The following is a 2496-nucleotide window of genomic DNA, read 5'->3' as shown; positions in this document are numbered from 1 at the left end:
TGTTGATTTGCGTTGAGAACTGACCCGGTATTTTCACCGAGATTTGACCCACCCTTGATTATGTATCAGCGTTTATTTCGCGGTCAATGTCGGTGTTTCCTTTCGTGTTTTCTTTGCGGCCTCAGAGCTGGCTTTGAAGCGGTAGCTGTCGTTGCCGGTTTCGAGGATGTGGCAGCGATGTGTGAGGCGATCCAAAAGCGCGGTCGTCATCTTTGCATCCCCGAAGACCTGAGCCCATTCTGAGAAGCTGAGGTTTGTGGTTATGATAACGCTGGTCCGTTCGTAGAGTTTGCTCAGCAGATGGAACAGGAGTGCGCCGCCCGATGGGCTGAATGGCAAGTAGCCAAGCTCGTCCAAAACAACGAGGTCGATTTTGGTCATCATCTCAGCCATCTTTCCGGTCTTTCCGAGCACCTTTTCCTGTTCTAGCGCGTTGACCAATTCAACAGTCGAGTAGAAGCGAACCTTGCGCCGGTGATGTTCAATGGCCTGAACGCCGATGGCCGTTGCAACATGGCTCTTGCCCGTTCCAGGGCCGCCGATGAGCACAACGTTCTCAGCGTTCTCCATGAACTCGCACCGATGCAGTTGCCGGACGGTGGCCTCATTTATGTCGCTGGATTTGAAGTCAAAGCCAGCAAGGTCTTTGTACGACGGGAACCGTGCAACCTTTGTTTGGTATGCGACTGAGCGTACCTCCCGTTCCGCAATCTCGGCTTTGAGTAACTGGGACAACATCGGTGTTGCGGCCTCAAAAGCTGGCCCACCTTGGGCAACCAGATCTTCCACCGCGTTTGCCATGCCATAGAGTTTGAGGCTGCGCAGCATAATCACGATTGAGGCTCCTGCTGGGTCATGACGCATGGTGCTTCTCCCCAGCCTGTCTCAGATCATCATAGCGGCCCACGTTTGCCTTTGGCGCTGTTTCCAATGCCAGAGCATCGGGTGGGTCGATCTCTGGAAGATTAGCATGCTTCCCGTCGATCAGCCTGTGCAACAAGTTCAGGATGTGGGTCTTGGTGGGCACGCCGGCCTCCAACGCTAATTCTACGGCACACAGAACGGCATCCTCATCGTGGTGCAGAACCAATGACAGGATATCGACCATCTCACGGTCACCGCCTTCTCTGCGGCGCATGTGATCTTGCAGGCTGCGGAAGGCATCGGGTATCTCAATGAACGGTGCGCCGTTGCGCAGAGCACCAGGTTTACGTTGGATTACAGCAAGATAGTGTCGCCAGTCATAAACGACCTTGGCTGGTTTGCGGTGTGATCGATCTATGATGCGTTCATGTGTGCAAACAGTTTGCCCCTCGGCCACTATGACCAGCCGTTCCGGATAGACATGCAAGCTGACGCGCCGGTTGGCGAAGCTGGCAGGCACGCTGTAGCGATTGCGTTCGAAGGTGATCAAACATGTCGGCGACACACGCTTACTGTGTTCTACAAAGCCATCGAAGGCCGGTGGCAATGCCATCAACATGGGCTTCTCTGCTTCCCAGGCATCGGCGATGGTCCCAGGGAGGTCGCGATGCGGTGTCTCAGTCCAAAGAGCAATACAGCGATCTTCTAGCCACTGGTTCAGCTCATCCAGATCCTTGAAGACGGGCATAACTTGCCACATGCGATTGCGCGCATCTTGGACGTTCTTCTCCACTTGTCCCTTCTCCCAGCCCGCCGCTGGGTTGCAAAACTCAGGCTCAAAAACATAGTGACTGACCATCGCTTTGAACCGCGCGTTGATGTCGCGCTGTTTGCCACGGCCAACGCGATCCACCGCAGTCTTCATGTTGTCATAGATACCGCGCCCAGGCACACCGCCGAACACGCGGAACGCATGCCAATGGGCATCGAACAGCATCTCATGCGTTTGCAATGGATAGGCGCGCACCAAGAATGCACGGCTGTGCGACAGCTTCGTATGGGCGACCTGCAGCTTGACGCGTTCGCCTCCGATAGTGGCCCAGTCTTCGCTCCAGTCAAACTGGAACGCTTCGCCGGGTTGGAACACCAAAGGTACGAACGTGCCGCGCCCAGTTGTTTGCTCTACACGTTGCCGGTCCTCACGCCAGGCACGGGCAAAAGCGGCCACGCGCGCGTAGGATCCCTCATAACCAAGCTTCACCAAATCAGCATGCATCTGCTTCACAGTGCGCCGTTCCTTGCGCGACTTGCGTGTCTGAGCCAGCAACCAAGCTGACAAACGGTCCGCGTACGGATCTAGGTTGCTTACCCGCTTGGGCGTCTTAAACTTCGGCTCAACCGCGCCCTCGCGCAGGTACTTCTTGATGGTATTGCGAGACAAACCCGTCCGGCGGGCTATCTCACGAATTGGCATCTCTTCACGCAATGCCCAACGTCGTATTACACTTAAAAATCCCATGTCAATCACTCCATATCTCCCTGAACAAAAGCGTCAGGGTAGCGTCGTTACATGGGTCAATTCTCAGTGAAAATTTAGGGGCCTACCGGGTCAGTTCTCAACGCAAATCAACA

At 55.0% G+C, this 2496-nt stretch carries 2 protein-coding genes; both read right to left on the bottom strand.

Annotation, left to right across the window (positions count from 1 at the left end; all coding sequences use genetic code 11):
* Positions 1–72: 72 nt before the first annotated feature.
* Entirely contained in the window at positions 73–864 is a 792-nt protein-coding gene (istB, locus tag J4E70_RS19185; RefSeq protein ID WP_213891549.1) for an IS21-like element helper ATPase IstB, read from the bottom strand.
* Positions 854–2383: an IS21 family transposase gene (gene istA / locus J4E70_RS19180; RefSeq protein ID WP_213891547.1), complete on the bottom strand. Its 1530-nt coding sequence runs from the start codon at positions 2381–2383 to the stop codon at positions 854–856. The genes istB and istA overlap by 11 nt, the downstream gene beginning before the upstream one ends.
* Between the last annotated feature and the right edge of the window lie 113 nt (positions 2384–2496).

The organism is Pseudohalocynthiibacter aestuariivivens, from assembly GCF_018457175.1.
Taxonomy (GTDB): domain Bacteria; phylum Pseudomonadota; class Alphaproteobacteria; order Rhodobacterales; family Rhodobacteraceae; genus Pseudohalocynthiibacter; species Pseudohalocynthiibacter aestuariivivens.
This window is presented reverse-complemented; position numbering and strand designations above follow the sequence as displayed.